We start from the raw sequence: 21,468 nt of genomic DNA on the forward strand, positions 1-21,468 counted from the left end.
CCTTATGGGTGCATTGTATGCGGTGATTTCACACACCGCCTCCTGCGTCACAATAGTTGTCGCCACTCTAGAGGGTGTTAGGCACTTTTTGTCGGACCTGGTATCCTGGCAGGATGAAAAAACGCAGGCCATACCCAACGGATGTGTCGGACGAAGAATGGTACTTCGCCGGGTTCTGGTGCAAACAGTGAATGTGATCGGTTAGAGTGCTGCTTCCCCGATCTCATGATTCGATAATGAGCAAGCTTAAAAACATGGGCGATCTGTTCTCAGGCCGTCACTTCAACCGCGATGTGATCATTCAGTGCGTGCGCTGGTATCTACGCTACAAGCTCAGTCTGAGTGATCTCGTCGAGATGATGGCCGAGCGCGGCCTGTCGCTCGCCCACACAACGATCCTTCGTTGGGTGAAGCGTTACACGCCGGAGTTTGTCAAGCGCTGGAACCGTTTCGGCACGCCTGCGGGAACGTCGTGGCGTGTCGACGAAACGTACCTGAGAGTCCGCGGTAAATGGGTCTATCTTTATCGGGCAGTAGATCGGGCGGGTCAGACGGTTGACTTCCTGCTCAGGGCGAAACGCGACGTGAACGCGGCCAAAGCCTTTTTCAACAAGGCAATCAAACATCAGGGGCGGCCGCCGCAAACCATTACACTCGATGGCTATGCCGCCTCACACCGTGCTGTGCGCGAGATGAAGGCCGACGGCCTGATGCCCGAGGGCACGAAGGTTCGATCTTCGAAATATCTCAACAATCTGATCGAACAGGACCATCGTCATATCAAGTCCCGGACCAATGCCATGCTCGGCTTCAAGCGTTTCAGGAACGCCGCGATCACTCTGGCCGGCATTGAGTTGATGCATCGCATTAGCAAAGGCCAATTCAATCTCGCAAAGCTCGGCCTCAAAGATGCCACTGTACCCACCGTATGGAATGCGGTCCTGTCTTATCGATAAGGTATCCTTTTTATCGAGACCTTTTCGTCCAGACAGCCTATTTGCACCAGAACCGTCGCTGCCGGGCGGCTGGCGTGCCCGACACCGTGGAATTCGCAACAAAGCCCCAACTTGCGCGCCGGATGCTGGAACGGACGCTGGATGCGGGGGTGCCCTCTGGCTGGGTCACCGGCGACGAGGTGTACGGCGGTGACCGTCCCCTGCGGCTGTGGCTCGAGTCGCGCACGCAACCATTTGTGCTGGCGGTCAAAAAGAGCGAACCGCTGTGGTGGCAAGGACCGACCTCGATACGTGCCGAGAAGATTGCGCAAGCCTTGCCTCCACAGGCCTGGCGCCGCCTCTCCGCTGGAATCGGCGCAAAAGGCGAGCGTCTGTATGACTGGGCACTCACGCCGTTATGGCGCCTGCAACTGAGTGCCGGGGAGCGTCGCTTTGGCCATTACCTGCTGGTGCGGCGCAGTCGCGATGAGACCCGCGAGCACGCGTATTACGTCGTCTATGCGCCCCGCAGCAAGGTAACCCGTCAGACGCTGGTCAACGTCGCCGGCAGGCGATGGGAAATCGAAGTGGGATTTGAGGCGGCCAAGGGAGAATGCGGCCTTGATCAATACGAGGTTCGTCGCTGGCAGGGCTGGTACCGTCACATCACACTGGCATTGCTGGCGCTCGCGGTGCTTTCTGCCCTGAAAGCACAGGCCAAAAAAAACACCTGAAGGTTCACTACCGTTCAGCGTTCAGGAGATCCGCCGGCTACTGTGTCGACTGATATGGCGAACGCTCCGCTCCATTGAGCATGTGATGTCGTGGTCAATGCGGCGGCGTCGACATCAATACCGCGCCCAGCAATGTCATTACCGACGACGCGGTGGCGTGCCTCCGCCGTATCTACGGCTGTAGTACTAACCTCGCGACAGAGACGGTCAGCGACTTTTTCAACAGTATCCTTCGGCAGCGGCCATTCAAATACGCGGCAGTGGGATCCCTTTGTCGGGAAGTCTCCGGTACTTTGGGTCGCAGGAGCCAAAGTGCTGTTAGCCACAAGGTCGTCGACGGTTGCGTGCGAACTCTGCGCGTCTGTCGGTGGGTCGATATTGGTGGCGAACTGGCGGCCGACCGGTTCGCTCAGCGCGTCGGACGAGACCGGATGTCAGATGCGACGCCGACCTCAAGGCTGAAGTCGTTGCGTTCATTCATATGTTGGAAGCCTCACCAATTAACCAATACGGTGTATAAGTCATTCATTGTGACCCAGTGGACCGCGTCCGGCACAGGTAGTCATTTTCAGCAGTGGTTTAAGTCAGTCTGACTGCGACGCTGTCGTGGCGGCTTCTAACGATGAGAGCATCCAGAAGAGGGCATCATGAATCACATTGTTCCGGCAGTGCTGACAGGTTCCGTTGCCTTAATGATCTCTGCGGCCGCATGGGCGCAGGGCAATCCAGCCAGCAGCGTACCGGGGACCACAGAACATCCCGACGCAATAGTCCGGATGCACCAGCAGGTTGCAGTCGCGAACCGCGCATACGATAAAAAGGTCGCCGCCGCCAAAAAAGTCTATGACCACAAGAAGGCTGAAGCCAAAAAGGAGCGTGACGCAGCTATCAAGGAGGCGCATCATGCAGCGGGCTCATAGGAAGGGCGAACACGGCTTCCAAATGGCGTGACCGGTATTGAGTGCTGGCGTCCATCGCTCTTTAGCGACCGGCCTACTGGCGTCGTCCCGCGATAAATCAACGCCGGTGGCTCCGAGGAATTGTGAACGTGGCATGCCCGTCCAGGATTTGAGCCGTCGCTGGTCGCGAGAGACCACGTCCTGTCGGTCGTGTGCCACCGATCGGGGCGCGCCATGTCATCGCGGGAGGGCACAGACGATGCTTTGCGATCCTGTGTTTGCGAGTGCCCCTAGCCTTGCCCATCGTGGGCGAAGGATCCGCGTGATCGGTTGTGATCGGGCACAAACCGGCCAAGAGCGGCCTTTCAATACCTCGACTCACTTTCGCGACAATCTGGGGCGGTTCGGCCACGATCTGCGCCTCAAAGCGGAAGGACGTACAGCGGTTTCCACCCCCGTCTTTGTAGGATGTTTACCCATCGGATTGGTCCGGAGCGCGTGACATAGTGGTTGCAACACACTGGCAGTTCCAGGATTTCGAGGCAGTCATGCTTAGCCTTTTGCATCGGCAGACTGGCATCAATTTTAGATTGCTTGCAATCCTTACGGTGACGCTCGTGCCGGCGGCCTCGCAAACCCTCTCGACCCATCAAGGGTCGATCGCGATCCCGGATGCATTCTGTTCCGCGCAAATCGCTCGTGATAGAACGTCCCTCGACAAGGCGTCGTTGCCTTTGAAGGAGGCCCACTGACAGACAGCACACTACGAACAGAATCCGGGTTTTCCGCGACGCACTGCCTGCTTGCGGCGCATTTACGGTCGCCCGGAAGTAGAACGTTATAAAGAAAATTCTGTACCAACGAACTATCCCGAGGATAGAATCGCGGAAAATTTTGACCATCATGAAGATTCGCGCCCGCATCCACTCTGTCGCATGGCTTGGCCTCATCGCCATGTGGCTTGTGGTTTTCGCGCCGCTCGTGAGTCAACTGATGGTCGCGGCCCGCGCCGATGGGCCGTTCGGTGCCATTTGTTCGGCCGTTGATAGCGATGCTTCCGTGGCTGCACATCATGCATCCACGGACAAGCTCGCGGCATGCGGGTACTGCGATCTCCTCGCGCATTATGTGCCGGCTCCGGGCGTCCCTCCGGCTAGCCTTTTCGAAAAGATATCGCTGGCCGATACGCAGGTATCGGTGCCGCCGGTGTTTGTCCCCCACGCCGCCTCGTTTCCATCTGGCCGGCCTCGCGATCCTCCCGTCCTTTCCTAGCCGTCGTTTTCGCCGGCCGCCGCTTCAGCCTGCTCTGTGATCAGGCCGTCGCCGCTGTCTGTCGTCTGAGGAAAACACGCACGTCCTTCCACCCGAGAAGGGGGTTGGCGCGCATCCGTATCAAGCGGAGAGGAATCCATGTCAACCAAACAGAGCCCCCTTTTGCGCTACGCGCTGCCGTGGGCCATCAGTATCTTGCCCGCTGCGGCGCACGCATGCGCCACTTGCGGCTGCTCGCTGAGCACCGATGCCGCGATGGGCTATTCCGCCGCCCCGGGCTGGCGAATCAATGTCGAATACGACTTTATCAACCAGAACCAGCTACGCAGCGGTACCCGTTCGGTGTCGAACACCCAGCCCGCCGGTATCAACGACGCCGGCGGTAGCCAGGAGGTTGAGCGTCAGACGATCAATCGATACATCAATCTGGGCATCAGCTACAGCCCCAGCGCCAGCTGGAATTTCAGTGCTCTTATTCCTTACATCTACCGTAGTCATACCACCTACGGCAACGCGACGACTGACCAGCTCACCCCAGACAATGTGAGCGGCGCGACCAGTAAAGGGCTGGGAGACATTAAACTCATCGCCAGCTATCAGGGATTTCTGCCTACTCATAACCTTGGTTTGCAGTTGGGCGTAAAGTTGCCCACAGGGCGTTACGGTGGGCAGAATGTCAACACCGGCGCAACCGTTGGACACAACCCGGTGTTCTTTTCGAACGGGCCCAACGCAAGCGCCGGCCAGGCGCTCGACACCAGCCTGCAACCCGGCACCGGCAGCACGGACCTGATCGTTGGCGCCTACTATTACCAAGCGATTAGCCAGAACTTCGACGCGTTCATTAACGGCCAGTTCCAGTCTGCAATCGCGGAAAATCTCGATCATCCCGGCGCAACTTATCGCCCTGGGAATCTGGCCAGCGTGAGCGTGGGCTTGCGCTATGAGGCCAACCCAAAGTGGGTTCCGCAACTTCAGGTCAACTTTACCCATAAAAGCCATGACCAGGGGGACCTCGCCGACACCGCGAATACAGCAGGCACGGTGGTTTATCTCAGTCCGGGCATCACGGTAAATGTATGGAAGAATCTGGAGGTTTACGCCTTTGTGCAGCGCGCGATATACAGCAAGCTTGACGGATATCAGCTGTTTCCACGCTGGACCGGCAACGTGGGGATGAGCTATGCGTTTTAAGCCTCCACGGCCGTCAACGGCTGGCACCGGTGTAGCACCCTCAGCGCTATTTGCTCGCCGCGCGTGGTTGCGCGCTGCACTCGCGTTCTCGTTGCGTGCAGGGACGTCTGGCTGGTCTATGGCGACCCGCGCGTCCACACTCGCTGTGGGTCATCCAGCTCCGCCACTGGTCCTACACACCCTTGATGGACACAGCATCAGCACAGCTGATCTGCTGGGCAAAGTGGTTATCCTTACGTTCTGGGCTACCTGGTGCGAGCCCTGTCGTGATGAGCTGCCTCTTTTGTCCGACTACGCCGCGCGCCACGCAGGCCAAGGACTACAAGTATTGGGGTTCAGCTTGGACGGAGCGGATGATTTACACGCGGTACGCCAGGTTGCCGATGGCTTGAGTTTTCCGGTGGGGCTATTGGGCAGTGCCTGGGCGGGCGACTATGGGCGGATGTGGCGCATTCCGGTGAGCTTTACCATCGACCGGGCGGGCGTCCTGGTTGACAACGGGTGGGACGACAAATATCCCGTTTGGACGTCCGAACGACTGCAACGCATTGTCACTCCACTCCTGATGCAATAGATGCTAAATGGCGGACGGTGATCACGATGACCGTCCGCTTACGAGCGGATCGGATGGCTGGTGTGGGTGGCGTGCTGCCGATCGCTGTCAGGCGGAGGTCGGCCAAGAGCGGTCTGTCCGCATTTATGCTCCGAAGTAGTCGAGTTCGGGCGTCACACGCTGAAGATCTGCGACCGTGAGCGTTATGCGCTCGCCTGTTGCAGATGCTGCTCCATATTGTTGCACGGTCCTTAGAATTCGGCGTTTGTTCAACTCGAACGCGAGTCGCACCTGTTGTACAGTCTCATTGCGAGCGCCAAGCTCTTCGCAAACGACTTCAAATGGCAGCGCGAAGGCGCGGTATCCCCAGCCGAACCCATAGGCGGAAAACCACACTGCCGAGTCGGCGCAAAGGATGGGGGCGGTAATGACAGTACGCTGCTGATCCATCGCATTCACCTGCGTCGACAATAGGTTGACATCAAAGTGTTGCACAGCGACCTTACAAACGCGGGGTTCTGTCGACGCGACGTTACCACTCCGCCGAGATGATTGTCTTGTAGCAGAGGTATGATTTTGCGAATCGGGACTGACTCGAACGGGTCGTGTCCTTCGGATCCCCAACAGGCAGAACCCGGCCAAGATGGGACAGTCGCGCCGCTGTATTTTATGACCGTACAACGTTCGTTTGCAGTCGTTCCGCTGACCAGGATCAGGTCTCATCTCCCTAGCGGTCTTAACTTAGTTCATGGAAACTGTTGAATGTGTTGTCCCCGGGACGTCGAAGCTATCGGGGCAATTACGCACGCAGCAGACCGGATGATCTGGCGATTGTGCCAAATCGCACGCAGAAGTGAAGCGTCAATTTCAGGGGACTAGGTCATGACGTCCGCAGGCCGGATCGTCGGAGCGATACTGCTTGGCGTGTTGGTCGCCTTGATCGGCGTTCCTTCGGGTGCGGAGGCTGCGGATGGGGAGACTCTGATCAATGTGAAAGCACGTGGCGTGTTGCGCTGCGGCGTCAGCGAGGGAATTGCCGGCTTCTCTTCCCGGGACACTGCCGGACAATGGTAAGCGGCTCACCTGGGCCATTCGTCCGCGCGCGTGCGCGTAAGGCATGATGGTGATCCGGATTTGTCCGGTCAGGTAGGGGAAGTCGGCGGACCGCCAGGTGTGTGCAGCTTGTCGGCCACGCGCCACGGCAGAAGCTCGTCGATACGATTGATTTTGTGGTCTGCGATGTGAGTTAGCACGTAGTCCAGGTAGGCTCGCGGATCGATGTCGTTCAGTGCACAGGTGCGGATCAGCGCGTACATCGCGGCTGCCCGTTCGCCACCACTGTCCGAGCCGGCGAATAAAAAATTTTTCCGGCCCAGGCTTACACAACGCAGCGCGTTCTCCGCGATGTTGTTGTCGATTTCGAGCGTGCCGTCTTCGCAATACAGCGTCAGTGCATGCCACTGGTTAAGCGAGTAGTTGACTGCCTTGGCAGTGTCGGACTTTGACGACAACGTTTCGAGCCTGGCCCTGAGCCACGCTTCGTAGATCTGAAGCAGTGGCCTGGCTTTCTCCTGGCGTATTCGCAGCCGTTCGGCCGCAGGCTTGCCGCGAATGGAGGCCTCGATGTCATAGAGACCGCCTATATATTCGAGCGCCTTTTTCGTCGTGTCGGACGGCGTTCGCACATGGATATCGTAGAACTTTCTCCTGGCGTGGGCATGGCATGCCGCCTCGCGTATCGAGCCATCGCGGAACAATTCGTCGAAACCCGCGTAAGCGTCCGCTTGCACAATCCCTTTGAAGTTGGCGAGATGGGTTTGAGGATGGATGCCTTGCCGGTTCGGCGAGTACGCGAACCAGACCGAAGCCGGTTGCGTCGAGCCCGAGCGGTGATCGTCGCGCACGTAGACCCACAGCCGGCCGGTGCGGGTCTTCCGGTTGCCCGGCGCGAGCACCGGGATCGGCGTGTCGTCTGCGTGCAGCTTGGTGGCGGCCATCGTATAGCGGCGCAGCGCCTCTGTCAGCGGTGCGCACAGTGCCTCGCACTGACCGACCCAGCGACCCATACTGGCCCGGTCAAGCGTCACGCCGTTGCGCGCCGCGATCGCCGATTGCCGATACAACGGCTGGTGGTCTGCGTATTTCGAGACGAGGATGTCCGCCAGCAAGCTCGGATGGGCGATGCTCCGCCCGATCGGCAGACCGGGCATCGGCGGCTGCCTGATGGTGCTGCAGCATGGACAGACCAGTTTGCGCCGGATCGTGCGAATGACTTTGAACGCCGCCGCGACCCGGGCGAGTTGTTCGGACACGTCCTCGCCGAGCACCTGCATTGGTTGACCGCAGTCCGGGCAACCCGATTCGGGCTCAAGCACCTGATCCTCGCGCGAGAGGTGCGCAGGTAGCGCTTGCCTCGAAGCCGCTTCGTCCGTCGGTGCATTGGAGGCGCACGCGTTTGCGCCTCGAGCCTGCGCACGCTGCACCTCCGCAACGCCGCGTCCGGCTGCCAGATCCTCGAGTTGCGTCTCGAGCGTCTCGATCTGCCGCTGCAACTGCTCGGACTTGCGACCAAACTGCATGCGTCTGAGTTTGTCGATCTGCGCCTTGAGCTGCTCGATCTCGACGTCGCGTTCGGCAAGCAGGCTACGGGCCTCTGCCAGCAAGGCCTTCAGGAGTTCGACATCGTCTGGGAGATCGGCGCCGTTCGACATGCGCCGTAGTTTACGAGTCTGCCGCGCGGTTTACAACATCGATAACGCGGCGGTGCGACGGGGCTGTCGCCAATCGATGCCTTCGAGAAGCATCGACAGTTGTGCTGAACTCAGATGGACCTTGCCGCCGTCGGCCTGGGGCCAGATAAAACGGCCTCGCTCAAGCCGCTTCGCGAGGAGCCAGATTCCGTCCTCCGTTGCCCAGAGGATTTTTATGAGGTCGCCCCGGCGGCCTCGGAAGATGTAGACGTTGCCGCCCAGTGGATTCTCTTCAAGCGCTGTTTGTGCCTTTGCGGCCAGCCCCTGAAACCCGCAGCGCATATCGGTCACGCCCGCAGCGATCCAGATGCGCGTACCAACTGGCAGAGAAATCATGATCGCAGACTACCCAGCACGGTCCGCAGCATGTCAGCGTCGACCAGTCCGTCTACCTTAACCACCGCACGGCCGATGCGGATCTCGATCGTGCCCCCATGCGACGCCGGCTTCATGTCAAGCGCTTGCGGTTCGGCCAAAGATGACGCAACGACCTGCGTCGGCGCGTCACTCAGCAGTACGACAGGGAGGAGGCCGGCAGACGGAGCTTGCTGCTCGGCAAGATATCGCCGCCGCCAGGTGTACAGCATGTTCGCGTTGATGCCATTCTCCCGGGCCAGTCTCGCGACCGAGACGCCCGGCTTACACGCTGCTGCCGCTAGCCGGTCGCGAAGCTCCCGTGGGTAATTCGGACGGCCCGCACGACTGCCCGGCTTCTTCTCTGCAGACTCTGACAAAATGGTGTCCATCAGATCGAAAATGATGGACACCACTTTGCTGTGTATCCCTGTCCCCGCCTACGACGGTCGGGACGAGCCGCTTACGGACAATGGACGGGTATTGATCAACTGGTTGCGGGTTTTTTCCAGCTGGCGGAATCGGTTGAAAGGCCCCCCGGCTTGGGTTCTACCCGCCTGGCACGAATCGGCTAGAATCCCGATGCTTTGAAGGTCGAAATGGCCGAAAGTCAGTCGTGGCAAGAGATTCCAACGAGATTGAGCGTCGAAGAGTTCGAGCAATTTGTCTGGCCGCATCTGAGCAAGGGCCGTCGCGGACCCGCGCGAAAGCTCAGCGCGCATGCGATTTTCAACCACATCCTGAAGGCGCTCTATCTCGGCTGCCAGTGGAAGAGTTGCCCATCGAGAAGGATTGGCATGGCCGTCCCGAGATCCATTACACACGCATTTATCGCGCCTTCCGGCGCTGGGAATCGGACGGATGCCTTGATGCCATTTTCGAGGCTTCGGTGTTCAGGCTTCATGGCGATCACCGCCTGGACACGCGCATCATCCATGGCGATGGCACCACAACCGCCGCGAAGAAAGGCGGCGACAATCTCGGCTTCAGCGGCCACAAGAAGCTCAAGGGCTGCAAGGTGGTTGCCCTGTATGACCGGAATTGCAACGTCATCGCGCCGTTCGTCAGAGCACGGGGCAATCGCAATGAATCGCCGCTGTTACGAGAAGCGCTGCCGCGCCTCACGAGCATCGCCCGGGCGGTGGGGCTGGATCTGCGCGGCACGGTCATGAGCCTGGATGGCGTGTACGATTGCCGGCCCAACCGCAAAGCCATTTTCAATCGCGGCATGGTGCCTAACATCAACCCTAATTCGCGCGGCAGAAAAGGACCGAAGTGCGGGCGCAAGCCGCTGTTCGATCCGGCCATCTTTAAAGAACGGTTCAGGACAATCGAGCGGGTGTTCGCGTGGGAAGATAAGTTCCGGCGCCTGCTGCTGCGCTTCGAGCGACTCAGCCACCTACACTACGCATTGAAAACCCTCGCGTACACGATGATCAATCTTCGGCACTACTGCCGAAGCTGATCACTTGCTTCGAGACCTTTGTTTCATCGCCGGCCATCGCGCCACGGTCACTCGCCTGCACCACGCCGATACCTTCGCACAACGACACACATGGTCGCATCGCACGCCTAGCCGCCGCGATTCCTTCCCATTCCATGGGCTTGTCCAACCGCGCTGCGCCGAGCCTGCTTGAAACGCGCAACCAGTTGAGAATGACCAGGACAGCGCCTGATTATGGGTTATGCTCAAGCAGCAACTCGCACGACGGTACATAAGCCATCAGCCGTTCTCCAGTCACCATGAGTCGAGGGTTGGGATGAGATGCCGTCCGTTGGCGCTCCGGCCATCGCGTGGGTCAAAAAGCTATGGCGAGCGCGTTGGCTTGAGCGTCATCGCGACAAATTCGGCCATGTCCTTCCTGACTTGCGTCGCTGCTGCCTCGTTGTATGCCAGGGTCGTGCCGCGTTCAACGCAGGGGTCGCTGTATGAAAACGGCTGCTTGGTTTTGGCATTAACGAACTGCCCGTGGTCTCCTTCCTCCACTTGACAGTTTCGGGTCGTCAGCGCTTGTGGCAGCACTCGCGGCGGATTGTACGCTCGAGCGTCGAATGTATGTCCAGCCCCCTGGTACTCGATAAGCTGAACGTCTTTACCCTTGGCTTTCAGCCTGTCAACGTAGGCCCGGCATGCCACAATCGAGGTGTAGTTATCGGCAGTCCCCATAAACACACGCACTGGCTGCGCAGTGAGGTCGTCATCGTCGCGGTACCGAAAGTTACAGCTCGGATAGAAAGCAACGTAGGCTGCGAAATGGGCCTCTGACGCAGCTGCATGCACGCGCTGAAACCGCATGAGACTCGCGTAAAGCGTACTGTGGCCGCCTCTGGAGAAACCCATCAGCATCACACGTGTTGGGTCGATTCTCGGATGTTTTACCAACAGCGCTAGCGCGCGGTAGGCATCCTCCGTTTGCGCCAGTTGGCCGAGCCGCGATGGGTCGTCGTTCGTGTTGGCGATACCGCGACTCGTGAAGCTGTCGACGACGAAAGTCGCGACGCCCATCGCAAGGAAATCCCGCTCCCAATCGAGGACAAGGCCGCAGGCGCCGCACGCCCCATGCAGCAGAACGACGAGCGGGAATCGCTCGTTGCCCGCTCGCGGCAGGCGCAGTTCGCCGGCGATGGTCACCGGCTTGCCGTCCTCACGGCCTGTCAAGAATTCCTGGTCGGTCAGTGTCAGCGACTCAAAGGGGATGACTTCCATGCGCGCAGCCTGTGCGTGTACGGTGTCCGGCAGCGTAGCGATGAGTAGGCAGAACGCATTGAAGACAGCGCGCCAAAAACCTGTGCGTGGAAGCATGACCTCCTCCTTTTTAAGCACGTGTTGGTTGGCGACCCAGTGGCAGCAGCATAGTCCGCTACTGGCAACTACCAAGGCCTGCAAGCAGCCAGGCCAATCTTGGCCATGCGGCGCTGCGCGGCACCGCCCGATGACGTTACGACCCGAGTGGTACTCGCGGTTGGCAAGCCCTACGAACCCATCGTGATGAGAAATGTCACATCTTTCGGGATAGTCACCGCCTTGTGGCGCAGCACCCTTCGGGATACTGAGCGTGCCGTCATAATGAATCGTGGTGCGTACCGGGGGGCAGCTGAACAACCGTCCCCTCTCGGCAGACCAAAGCGGGATTCTCATTTTTTGATGTACACGATGTACAGGACGATTTCACTGTCCCCCACATTCTTGAAGATGTACGACGGGCTGGCATCGAAGGACTTTACCTCGCCAGTCTGGTACTGGCCATCCTCTTTTCTGCCATCGGCGTAAATGCGCTGGAATTTGCCCCCCTTGATAGCGCGCACGACCCGGAACGGGCGAGCGATGCTCGGACTTTCCGCTCCCGGCTTGAAAGTGTTCTCGGCCACTTTCACTCTTTCATTATCGACAAACACTTTCTGTTCGATTTTCGGCGCTCCAGTCTCCTGCGTCCGGGCCGTACCGCTACCGAATACCAGCGCAAAAGCTGATAACAGTCCGACGACAGTTTTCCTTGTTGCCTTCATTTGCTCCTCCTTTTTTCTTCGACCGGTTCAGTAAGGAAAACGTGCATCGCGGCGCTGGAACCACTGGCTACACGCGGCAGGCCTACCGACTCGGGACGCAAGACATATCAACTCAGCGGAACGCGAAGCTTCCCTCGATATTGGCGGGCGGGGCTTCAATCGAAGAGTAGAAGGTTCGAACTGAAAAGCAAACAAATTGAGCCCGTCAGCGGCTCAGAAACCAGACTGCGCACATCCTCTGCACGGACCTGACGTTCATGTTCCAGAAGATGTTTGGAGCCGATAGCGACGACATAAATCCCAGCGCTAGCAATGCGCTCCTCGGGGGGATTCCACACTGCTTCCTGAAAGTCTCACCATCCCGCCGGACTGCAATCTTGCAAACGGAAAGAATCGCGCGGCGGAATTCCCTTCACGCGCTGCAGCGGCGTATGAGTGTTAGCGCGCGGAACAACGTCGCGTGCGCGCGGCAGTTTAGTTCATGACGGCGGATGGTGAAATTGAGGCGCCTATGCCAGGGCCACCAGCGGCACGGGAATTGCGATGGTCAGACGGCGGGGGTTGCATCGACCCCGGTTGGAGCCAGTCGCTTTGCATACGAAGGAGACCGTCATGCGAGTTGCTATGAACGGAATCTGCCTGTTCGCCATGCTGGCACGATGCCCTCGCTGCTACGTCACCTTGCCTTGACACCTGTGCCGGCGGGCGGGACACTCAACCCGGGTCGTTGTGCGGCCGACGTCTTGCAAAGCGCTGAGTAACTCAAACCTCTGAGATTCCAATCTGACGGGTTACACCGAACGCCGACCGGAATATAGGCCGCGAAAAAGGAGAAGCTCTATGGCGTATGCACTGTCATTTTCGCAACTTTATTCAGACTCGGTCGGCGAAAGTCATTTTGCGTCGGTTAGCATCGAGCTGCTCACCCGCAACTTCGCGCCGCCCGCAGAATCCTTTGACGTGTCGGATTTCGCGGCAGCGACCCGCTACGGATTTGTGCGGCTGCCGAGCGGATAGGTCGGCGACCTTCATCCTTCGCCCATGTGCCTGTGGGTATTTTTTCTCAGCGGGGAGATTGAGTTCGAGGCCAGTGACGGCGAACGACGTCGCGTCGCGGCAGGAGCCGCGATACTGCTTGAGGACACGACCGGCAAGGGGCATCAGAGTCGTGTCATCGGCGACGGGCCGGCGCTTCTCGCCGTGGTTCAACTTTGACGTCGTGGTTCCCTTTGGCAGGGGCGCGAGCCCGAGCCGTCGCGGTTAAGTCGTGCTCGAGAAGGTGAGGTCCGAGCCGTGGATGCGCGCTGTATCCCACGGTCGAGCCGCCCTGAACCGGTCGAGGGGGCCACTTCGGATGCACACCGGAGCACAGACTGGATGTCGACAGAGTTGGTTGCGTCCAGGCAGAGCGGGCCGCGACTTTAATCCCGTCATGAGCGTCGAGCAAATGATTGGAAGCCCCTTCTTCCTGGCGACGGCTAGTCCCCGTTATCAATCGGCGGGCCCTGGTCTTGATAACACCGGACTCGCTCGTGGTGGTATGCCTTCAATCCCACCCGGACGCGTGAAGCTACCCGAGCAACGTCGTGGCTCTTCAGGATGGTTCGGATTCTCCTTTTTTACCCGTATGTATGCAGCACCACATACGGACAATCTTTTTTTTGACTCCGGTGTACACGCGATGGAATAGTTGTATTAACAACTATCACGCAGTCCGACTGGTATCCAGGGCGCCGGCGAGAGGTCTACATGGCGTCATGGGGCCGTCATGGCAGGCATGTGGATTCGACCGGCACCAGAGGGTTCTGGTGCAAATAGGCTGTCTGGACGAAAAGGTCTCGATAAAAAGGATACCTTATCGATAAGACAGGACCGCATTCCATACGGTGGGTACAGTGGCATCTTTGAGGCCGAGCTTTGCGAGATTGAATTGGCCTTTGCTAATGCGATGCATCAACTCAATGCCGGCCAGAGTGATCGCGGCGTTCCTGAAACGCTTGAAGCCGAGCATGGCATTGGTCCGGGACTTGATATGACGATGGTCCTGTTCGATCAGATTGTTGAGATATTTCGAAGATCGAACCTTCGTGCCCTCGGGCATCAGGCCGTCGGCCTTCATCTCGCGCACAGCACGGTGTGAGGCGGCATAGCCATCGAGTGTAATGGTTTGCGGCGGCCGCCCCTGATGTTTGATTGCCTTGTTGAAAAAGGCTTTGGCCGCGTTCACGTCGCGTTTCGCCCTGAGCAGGAAGTCAACCGTCTGACCCGCCCGATCTACTGCCCGATAAAGATAGACCCATTTACCGCGGACTCTCAGGTACGTTTCGTCGACACGCCACGACGTTCCCGCAGGCGTGCCGAAACGGTTCCAGCGCTTGACAAACTCCGGCGTGTAACGCTTCACCCAACGAAGGATCGTTGTGTGGGCGAGCGACAGGCCGCGCTCGGCCATCATCTCGACGAGATCACTCAGACTGAGCTTGTAGCGTAGATACCAGCGCACGCACTGAATGATCACATCGCGGTTGAAGTGACGGCCTGAGAACAGATCGCCCATGTTTTTAAGCTTGCTCATTATCGAATCATGAGATCGGGGAAGCAGCACTCTAACCGATCACATTCACTGTTTGCACCAGAACCGTCTCATCCACGATCAGCACCGCGTCACGCTCGCCGAGCTGTTCAACGACGTAGTCGCGAAGGACATTGCGAGCCGCGTCAGGATCCCACTCCGCCCGCTCGAGGAGATGCTGCACGCCATCAGGTGTGGCCTCGCCGATCCATTCTGCGAGTTGCCAGCCATTCTTGCGTTCGACCGCGCCCAGCAGACCTTTCAGATAAGCCAGCGAACGCTGTCGCGGCTCGGCGCGCCTGAACAGGCCAGCCAGTCTTTCGTGCAGCAGATCGATTTCATGTTCACACGCTTTCGCGATCTCTTTCATAGTCCTATACAAGGTAGTAGTACTAACCTAGTATAGGAAAAAATAACTACGGCTGTAGTGTTAGAGGCTAGCCGCGCCCCCTCCCGGAAACGCGGCCCCCGAAGGTAGGGTCGAGAACTGGCGCGCGCACGGTAGGCCCCGGTGGCTTCTCCCTCGCTTTCGCGGTGGGCCTCAATCCGGTTGCCATGGTCACGTTTCCAGCTCCCGCCGCGTCAAACGCAGCATGCGGTTTTCCCGCACTACGCTTTCCTGTCTGCTTCACGTCAAGGTTTATGGGACCTATCATGCCGGGGACGCTTTCAGTGCGGCAGCACGACGAACCCGGTAGCCTGGGCGGCGACAATGACTACGTCCGGTCGTGTTGCCTCACGAAGGAATGTTACTCGGCGGATTGTTGTCGTTTTCGCTTTCTTTTTTTTCTTCTTTCGTGGTTTGCCGGGCGCGGAGCGCGCGGCCCCCGGCGACTTTCAACTTTTGCGCAACTTACACTTCGGCTGGCGCATCAGCGGACTTTCGCAGGCCGCCCAGAATGAGTTCTTTTACGCGCTCTGCGCGCCACGCCTTGACCCGACGCTGTAGCGTTCTTAGTTGTGCCTGACTTGCGTACGCTTCTGGAAACATCGCGGCCAACCGATCCATCAATACGTTGGCCGGCACCGAGGGCTCTGCAATCAGCCATCCTTCGATTAGCGGCCACGCGTCGGCGAACGGATCCACCCGACTTCTCCACCAGTGCTTTGCCTTGGGTTGTTTTCGGTGCGTTGGACGTGCCTCACCTTCCTTCCATGCGGAAGAAAGGCCTGCGAGGAAGACGGCGACGTCTGAGTCGCCCGCCGGCGCGGCTTCAGCACGCACGCCGTGGGCCGCGAACTCGCTCAATGTTTGCTGTGCCGTTCGCATCTCCTGCAGCAGCCGCACAGGATCAAGGCCTTTGAACTGTGCCTTCAGCTTTTCCTTGATAGCGGGTTCAACGCTGTCGTGTGCCAGAAGCCGATCGCACGGCGTCGCCGGCGCTAGATAGACCTTGTGTACGCGCGCACCGTCACGCGTCTTGGACTTCAGCTTGAACGAAGGCTGGAAGAAGTTAATGTATAGCCGTGATGACGCGTACAGCTGCGCCAGCGCGTTCCTGGCATCGACACCGCTCAGCCGGCCATAACCGACCAGCCGCCGCACGACGGCGCCGTTCTTCTGCTCCACCCAGGCCTGATCGTTCTTCTTGTAGGCCCTCGAGCGCGTCTGCACAAGACCGCGGCCCTTGCAGTAGTCGAGGACGCTTTGGTTCATGAACGCACTGTCATTATCCGAGTCCACTCCAAGCATCGCGAATGGCAGATCGGCAGCCGCTTTCTCAAATCCTTCAATCACCAACATCTGGTTGCGTACCCGCATGGCCACACATTCTGTCCAGCCGCTGGCGATATCAGTCAGCGTGAGGGTGTGGACGAACTCACCGTCTATCTTCGAACCGCCGCAGTGTTCGACCATGTCGATCTCGAAGAAGCCCGGTGGTGGATCGCGCCAGTCGGCGAAGGTACGCACTGGAATGCTGCGCCGGATGGCCGAGCCCACCCCCGTGCGCCGTTTGCGCTGCCCATCAATGTGCGCACGCGCATTGGCCAGCATGCGATCGATGGTCGCCGCGCTGACCTGAAGGAGTTTGGCCTTGACGACCGGATCCAGGTCGAGATGACCATGCCGCTCCATGGCATCAACCAGCTTCGGGATCAACGCCTTCAGTCGCTTGCCGCAAACCCTGTCGGCTGCTTCCCAGAGCACCGTCAGCGCCTGGCGTACCGCTTCGTCGTATAGCCGGTTGCGCTCGCGTGTCCCCTTTGCCGCGCCGGGTTCTTCCCGTAGCAGCCGAATGGCGTGCTTGCGGTGATACCCGGTCAGAGCCACGAACTCATCGAGAATCCTGATCCGGTCACCGAACGTCGCGCTGCCATACCGCAATTGCAATGCTGCCACCAACTCCTTGCGTGTCGTCATGCTGATTTGCCTCGTCACCTCGTGCCGCTCCCGCCGGACAATCCGACGGGTAGCAAACTACGTGAGGCAACAGGTCAGCGCGAGTTGCAATTCCGATGAGTCAATGCGCCGGCCAAGATGTTTGTCGGTAAACCGGACTTCCTGCTTGACGCTATCCAGTAGCCGTTGAACAGCTTCAGTTCGTCATATAGCCAGCGCCTACTCCACCTCTTCCAGCCGAAGCCCCGACGATTCCGGGATCGACCCATGTGGCGTCGAATCTTCTTCTCCACCCAGTCCTTGATGAAGCTGAAGCACTCGCTGGAATGTCCAACAGCGAAGTAATTCACCCAGCCTCGCAGCACCGGGTTGATCGGTTGCACTACCCGATCCACCGGTTGCGACTGGTATCGCCGGAACACCTCCTTGAGCTTGCGCAATAGCGCCGTGCGTTTCTTCAACTTCGGCGTATAGTGCGCCCGCCACACCTGTCGCCCGATACTGCGCAGGCGTCGGAAGTCAAACCCCAGGAAGCCGAAGCTCTCCGCGCGGTCCAGATCCACGGTGCGACTCTTCTCTTCATTAACCTCGACCTGTAGTTTGGCAAACTCTTCCCGAAGACGCCGGCTTACCATCCTCCGCAACCACGCATTGCGCGGATGAGCATCGATCAGCACGACCAGATCGTCAGCGAAACGGGCATACTCGACGTAGGTGTACTTCCCGCTACGGGTTGACCCTTTCACCCGCTCCAGCATCCGGTCTACCTCCGTGAGGTAGATGTTACTGAGCAGGGGCGAGATCACGCCGCCTTGCGGAACGCCTTGTTTGCCCGACGCCGTTAGCATCAGCTTCAGCAGATGCATGACGTCGTCGTCCCTGATCCGACGCGCCACTTTTTCGAGCAGTAGGTGATGCCGAACTGTGTCGAAGTAGGCGCGCAAATCGAGGTCTATGACGCGGGTCTTGCACTGAACAATCGCCGTCGCCACCCGATGCACAGCTTCATGCGCGGTACGCTTGGGACGATATCCGTACGACCCCGGTTGGAAGTCTGCCTCGAAGATCGGCTCCAATATGAGCTTGAGCGCACCCTGGACCACCCGGTCACGGATTGCCGGAATCGAAAGGACACGGACCTTGCCCCCGTCCTTCGGTATTTCCTGCCGCCGCGATCGTAGCGGTACGTAGGCACGCCCGATCAGTTCGTCCCGTATCCGCTCGAGGAACGCCTCCACGCCTTGCGCCTCGATGACCTCAAACGTCACCCCGTCGATACCCGGTGCGCCGTTGTTCTTTCTAGCCAGCGCATACGCTTCGCGCAGCGTTTCCATCTTGCAGACATGGACGTACAAACCCCAGAAACGCCAGGACGGTTCAGCCTTCGCCTTGACGTATATTCCCCGCCTCAGGTCCTGCAAACTGCTGGACGCCTTTGTCATCTCGTCCTTGCCTCCCATGTTGTCGAGGAAGTTACAAACAGCAGGGCCCCTTCGCTCCACCAGCGTTACCCGGCTTCACAGCTACTACGGACCCATCCGCCACCCTCTCGCCTTCGGTCCACTTCCCGGGTTCGCCGGTTATAGGACCTACCTTGCTCCGGCGATTTCGCGCCGGGGCGAGGAGGGTTTCTCCAGTTGCTCAGCATGTCCTTGTCATCGTGCCGTCGCTTCCACCCCGCCGAAGTGGAATAGCCGTATCGGTCAGATTTCGGCTACCCATGCTGCCTTCGCCCTCACGGTTGCAGGCTCGGCCTTCGGGTCTCTTCACTTTCGAGGCCACATCCACGTTCATCTTCATTACGGCCCGATGACTCGCACGTCCCCCAAGGAGACGGTCGTCGATAGGCTTCAGAGTCTTGGTTTCCCGCCACCCTGCTATCCAAGCTACGGAGCTTCTGACTTCTACTCCGGCAGGTCTATCTCCTGCTGAACACGCCAGCCTTAGCTGGACACACAACCGTACGTGCGAGTTTCCCCGCATACGGCTCGCGCACGGCATTAAGCATCATGTCGATGCCGGTTGCGGTTTGTGCACACACAACCTTCGAAAACGTCACATCGTCGATTCATCCCGTCGCCGGGACAAGGGCGCTGAACCGTAGCCCGACCGGTCTCTCACAAGCTTCCCTTTGGTGAATCTCTGACGTGGGCCAACGACAGCCGCACCACGCGCACGTCAGCACCCTTTCAGGTCGGGGCAAATCTCGAACCCCTATGTCACCCGTTACGGGCAACCCTTCGCTTCTTGCGCGTTCTCACTTCCGCTTCCCCAACAGTGTTCCTCACGGTCCACCTGCCACCGCTCCATTGAACCGGAGCGAGGGCGAGAAATCGGGGTTCCCGCGTTCCCATCCCTGCCGACCCGAGCACTTCCGGGCTTGTCCGTTTAGCACCTGTCTATTCTCCGATGGCCTCGTGACGACGTGCACCCACTTGAAAAAGATGCAACCGGCCATTTACCATTTTGGTCAGAGCCTCTCAGCAGCTTTGGCTCTTCGAAGATAACGAGGATTCCATCGACAATTCACGTACGGTGTGCATGCGGAACTTGCCTGGCCCCCACACCGCACGGCTGCTGGCAGCGTCGATCCCTGCCCGGTCGCCCGGGTGAATCGCCCATAGGGTGGGTACGTTGTCCCCGGAGCTTCGAACCCGACCGTTACTGGTCGCGCACGTCCAGGTAGGCAACTGCTAGTCGTACAGCAGGTCACGGCTTCAATCTCCGATGTTCAGGTCGTTGAATGTGACAAGGCAGAGAAGAGCTTTGCCATCCACTACGTTGCCGATTTACGTCCGGCGGACGGCGACACGCGTCGCACTTCAGGGGTCTTCTTACCCTTGGCCGGCACGCGCGAGCGGTTTGTAGGCCGATCTAAGAGGTCGATTTTCGCGCAGGAGAACTGAGAAAACCACGCGGCGACTTTTTCAACAGTATCGAAGTGAATCGGTCGCTTGAATGTCCATCCGTTCAAGTAAACAAGCGGCGGTGAGCGCGCAGCAAGCGCGCAAAGCCTGCCGAGCCACCGGATTTGCTTAACGCGAACTCAGTGCGCCGCTCCAATAACGGCATTGGGCAAGCCACCACCTCGATATTCACCCGATCAGCACGCAGGCCTTGCCAGTTGATAACACCGGGAAGCGAAAGACGATTGCAAATCGTTTTCGTTTATATTTGTCCATATAAAACAAGGACTTAGGACAACCTTTTCGGACTTAATGTGCAATAATTCCGCTTTGCAATTCGTGTTTACCGTTATGCGCGCGACACACCGAAGCCGGAGCTGAACATGGGTAACAAAGAAATGGAAGAAACGAGCAGCCACGTGGCCGCCCGACGCAGCACCTTCGTGAGTGTCTGCGTCAACGTGCTACTGGCGATAATCCAGATTGTGATCGGCGTATTCGCCAGATCGCAGGCATTGCTGTCCGACGGCATTCATTCCCTGTCGGACCTTGTGTCTGACTGTGTTGTCCTGTTTGCCGGTCAGCACAGCAAGAAGGGACCCGATGACGACCACCCCTATGGGCATCAGCGATTCGAGAACGCCGCGTCGCTGGTTCTGGGCGTCTTGCTGCTGGCTGTCGGTATCGGCATGCTGTGGACAGCCGTTGTGAAGTTCCGCAATCCGGCTGCCATTCCGGCGGTGCACACCGCTGCATTGTGGGTGGCCGGCATTGCGCTGGTATCGAAGGAATTGCTGTTCCGTTACATGCTTAGTGTTGCCCAACGCGTACGCTCGAGCATGCTGATTGCCAACGCCTGGCACGCGCGCTCGGACGCGGCGTCCTCACTGGTGGTGGCGGCCGGCATTATTGGCAATCTGATGGGCTACCCGATCCTCGATCCGATCGCTGCGCTGATCGTAGGCGTTATGGTGGCGAAGATGGGCTGCAGGTTTGCCTGGGATGCAATGAACGATCTGATGGACCGCGCGGCCAACGAGGAAGAAGTCTTCGCGATCCGCCAAACGCTGCGCGAGACACCAGGCGTGGTCGGCTTCCACGATCTGCGGACCCGAAAGATGGGTGACCTGATCGTCGTTGATGTGCATCTTGAGGTCGACGACCGGCTATCCATCGTCGACGGTCATGACATCGCCGCAGCGGCACGCAGAAATGTCATCGACAAGCACCCGGTCCTCAATGTGATGACGCATATCGATCCCGTTAACCGCACGGTATCGGGCCACCCATCCATGATGCCAGTAGCCTACCATCAAAGCTGAGCATGTCTCGTGGGGCAGGCCTGTACGTATGGCACCGCACGCGATGCCGGGCCGAGTTGTGAAAATTCATCGCAAGGTGCTTGCAGTGGGCGCGCTCGCGCTCACGCTGCCTAAGCGATTGATGAACCG

The 21,468-nt window shown here is 58.9% G+C and carries 17 protein-coding genes and 2 pseudogenes; 9 read left to right on the forward strand and 10 right to left on the reverse strand.

Translation table 11 applies throughout. The features are described from left to right. Window positions 1-236: 236 nt before the first annotated feature. From OKW41_RS23425 to OKW41_RS23450, 6 genes are all read left to right on the forward strand, one after another. Window positions 237-956 (forward strand): IS6 family transposase, encoded by a 720-nt coding sequence (locus tag OKW41_RS23425; RefSeq protein ID WP_429574369.1) that lies wholly within the window; start codon window positions 237-239, stop codon window positions 954-956. Beyond that, on the forward strand, window positions 929-1,669 hold the full coding sequence (locus OKW41_RS23430; RefSeq protein ID WP_429574108.1) for an IS701 family transposase: 741 nt from the start codon (window positions 929-931) through the stop codon (window positions 1,667-1,669). The genes OKW41_RS23425 and OKW41_RS23430 overlap by 28 nt, the downstream gene beginning before the upstream one ends. A 647-nt stretch (window positions 1,670-2,316) precedes the next feature. Further along, window positions 2,317-2,589 (forward strand): hypothetical protein, encoded by a 273-nt coding sequence (locus OKW41_RS23435; protein ID WP_429574109.1) that lies wholly within the window; start codon window positions 2,317-2,319, stop codon window positions 2,587-2,589. Window positions 2,590-3,471: 882 nt separating this feature from the next. Beyond that, entirely contained in the window at window positions 3,472-3,840 is a 369-nt protein-coding gene (locus tag OKW41_RS23440; RefSeq protein WP_429574110.1) for a DUF2946 domain-containing protein, read from the forward strand. Between the two features lie 138 nt (window positions 3,841-3,978). Next, complete coding sequence (locus OKW41_RS23445; protein WP_429574111.1) at window positions 3,979-5,034, forward strand: transporter; 1,056 nt, start codon at window positions 3,979-3,981, stop codon at window positions 5,032-5,034. After that, entirely contained in the window at window positions 5,024-5,608 is a 585-nt protein-coding gene (locus OKW41_RS23450; protein WP_429574112.1) for a TlpA disulfide reductase family protein, read from the forward strand. The genes OKW41_RS23445 and OKW41_RS23450 overlap by 11 nt, the downstream gene beginning before the upstream one ends. A gap of 123 nt (window positions 5,609-5,731) precedes the next feature. Here the strand turns inward: OKW41_RS23450 and OKW41_RS23455 are convergent, their stop codons facing one another. The 4 genes from OKW41_RS23455 to tnpA form a co-directional block, all read right to left on the reverse strand. Then, window positions 5,732-6,037, reverse strand: coding sequence for a hypothetical protein (locus OKW41_RS23455; protein WP_429574113.1), 306 nt, complete (start codon window positions 6,035-6,037; stop codon window positions 5,732-5,734). 692 nt (window positions 6,038-6,729) lie between these two features. Continuing rightward, window positions 6,730-8,298, reverse strand: coding sequence for an IS66 family transposase (tnpC, locus tag OKW41_RS23460; RefSeq protein WP_429571381.1), 1,569 nt, complete (start codon window positions 8,296-8,298; stop codon window positions 6,730-6,732). A 30-nt stretch (window positions 8,299-8,328) separates the two neighbouring features. Next, the gene (tnpB, locus tag OKW41_RS23465) at window positions 8,329-8,673 is read right to left on the reverse strand and encodes an IS66 family insertion sequence element accessory protein TnpB (protein WP_429571380.1); all 345 of its coding nucleotides are present in this window, start codon (window positions 8,671-8,673) and stop codon (window positions 8,329-8,331) included. Continuing rightward, window positions 8,670-9,104 carry an IS66-like element accessory protein TnpA gene (tnpA, locus tag OKW41_RS23470; protein ID WP_429571379.1) on the reverse strand — a complete coding sequence of 145 codons (435 nt, stop codon included), beginning with the start codon at window positions 9,102-9,104 and terminating at the stop codon, window positions 8,670-8,672. Before tnpA ends, tnpB begins: the two co-directional genes overlap by 4 nt. 362 nt (window positions 9,105-9,466) lie before the next feature. Here tnpA and OKW41_RS23475 point away from each other — a divergent pair, with 362 nt between their 5' ends. After that, window positions 9,467-10,156 carry a transposase gene (locus OKW41_RS23475; RefSeq protein WP_429574114.1) on the forward strand — a complete coding sequence of 230 codons (690 nt, stop codon included), beginning with the start codon at window positions 9,467-9,469 and terminating at the stop codon, window positions 10,154-10,156. Between the two features lie 342 nt (window positions 10,157-10,498). Here OKW41_RS23475 and OKW41_RS23480 read toward each other — a convergent pair whose 3' ends face one another. Next, entirely contained in the window at window positions 10,499-11,494 is a 996-nt protein-coding gene (locus OKW41_RS23480; protein WP_429452495.1) for a dienelactone hydrolase family protein, read from the reverse strand. Between the two features lie 332 nt (window positions 11,495-11,826). Then, complete coding sequence (locus OKW41_RS23485) at window positions 11,827-12,198, reverse strand: hypothetical protein (RefSeq protein ID WP_429452493.1); 372 nt, start codon at window positions 12,196-12,198, stop codon at window positions 11,827-11,829. 840 nt (window positions 12,199-13,038) lie between these two features. On the opposite strand from OKW41_RS23485, the pseudogene OKW41_RS23490 reads away from it, so the two are divergent. Continuing rightward, window positions 13,039-13,413 (forward strand): annotated as a pseudogene (locus tag OKW41_RS23490) (cupin domain-containing protein). Window positions 13,414-14,053: 640 nt separating this feature from the next. Here OKW41_RS23490 and OKW41_RS23495 read toward each other — a convergent pair. From OKW41_RS23495 to ltrA, 4 genes and pseudogenes are all read right to left on the reverse strand, one after another. After that, window positions 14,054-14,773 (reverse strand): IS6 family transposase, encoded by a 720-nt coding sequence (locus tag OKW41_RS23495; protein WP_429574369.1) that lies wholly within the window; start codon window positions 14,771-14,773, stop codon window positions 14,054-14,056. A 64-nt stretch (window positions 14,774-14,837) separates the two neighbouring features. Next, window positions 14,838-15,140, reverse strand: a pseudogene (locus OKW41_RS23500) (transposase); the annotation flags it as partial. Between the two features lie 483 nt (window positions 15,141-15,623). Further along, a complete protein-coding gene (locus OKW41_RS23505) occupies window positions 15,624-17,132 on the reverse strand; it encodes an integrase catalytic domain-containing protein (RefSeq protein WP_429447466.1) in 1,509 nt (502 codons plus the stop codon). A 74-nt stretch (window positions 17,133-17,206) separates the two neighbouring features. Continuing rightward, window positions 17,207-18,553 (reverse strand): group II intron reverse transcriptase/maturase, encoded by a 1,347-nt coding sequence (gene ltrA, locus OKW41_RS23510; protein WP_429574115.1) that lies wholly within the window; start codon window positions 18,551-18,553, stop codon window positions 17,207-17,209. Between the two features lie 1,847 nt (window positions 18,554-20,400). Here ltrA and OKW41_RS23515 point away from each other — a divergent pair. Continuing rightward, window positions 20,401-21,339 carry a cation diffusion facilitator family transporter gene (locus OKW41_RS23515; protein WP_429574116.1) on the forward strand — a complete coding sequence of 313 codons (939 nt, stop codon included), beginning with the start codon at window positions 20,401-20,403 and terminating at the stop codon, window positions 21,337-21,339. Window positions 21,340-21,468: the final 129 nt, after the last annotated feature.

It is taken from the genome of Paraburkholderia sp. UCT70, assembly GCF_050434085.1.
Lineage (GTDB): Bacteria > Pseudomonadota > Gammaproteobacteria > Burkholderiales > Burkholderiaceae > Paraburkholderia > Paraburkholderia tuberum.